The sequence below is a fragment of the Vibrio sp. 1402 genome, from assembly GCF_033340275.1.
This window is the reverse complement of the sequence record NZ_JAWOWE010000487.1, coordinates 1-584: the sequence shown is the minus strand read 5'-3', so window position 1 is coordinate 584 and position 584 is coordinate 1. Positions and strand designations below refer to the sequence as shown.

At 46.2% G+C, this 584-nt stretch carries 1 protein-coding gene; it reads left to right on the top strand.

Features of this window, described 5'->3' with window-relative positions:
• Nucleotides 1-65 precede the first annotated feature (65 nt).
• Nucleotides 66-584: hypothetical protein (locus R7044_RS26825; protein WP_225456185.1), on the top strand; the 519-nt coding region annotated here is incomplete at its 3' end.

The following is a 584-nucleotide window of genomic DNA, read 5'->3' as shown; positions in this document are numbered from 1 at the left end:
TTAGGGAAGTGCAGTTTACGACCTCAATAGCAACGGCAGTGGCACAGACATTTCTAGGGGGCAGGATGTTGACGATACTGTTGATTGCATTGGCGCTGTATATTTTCTGGCTACTGTTTCGAAATGGCCCTGCATTTGCCGAGCGACTCCCAGACCACAAACGCAATTGGGTTGGCCCCACCGCTAATCAAGAAGAATGGCGCGGCTATTGTGCGGACGTATTTCAACCTTTTAGTTCCCGCACGACTTTCTATGCTATTGCCTATTTTGCCAATTATATTGCAGTGGCGAATGCGATCTCTTGGTCCATCGTCTACGAAGGCAATTATCCTGTTATGATGAGCCGTTTCGGCAGCTACTTTATTGTTAGTACGCACGACGCCATGCTGGTAGCTGGATTTGTTTCTCTGGCTTTTTTTATCATTAACTGGCAATTGGCGATGCACTGCGCGAGTTTACTCAGCCAATATTTAGTGCGAATCCTCATCATCAATCGCACGCGTTTTGTCGCCATGAGTTTAGTGTTCAGCAGCTATTTTGCTTACTTGTTAACGATAGGAATTTTTTGGCTGTTTCACGACACG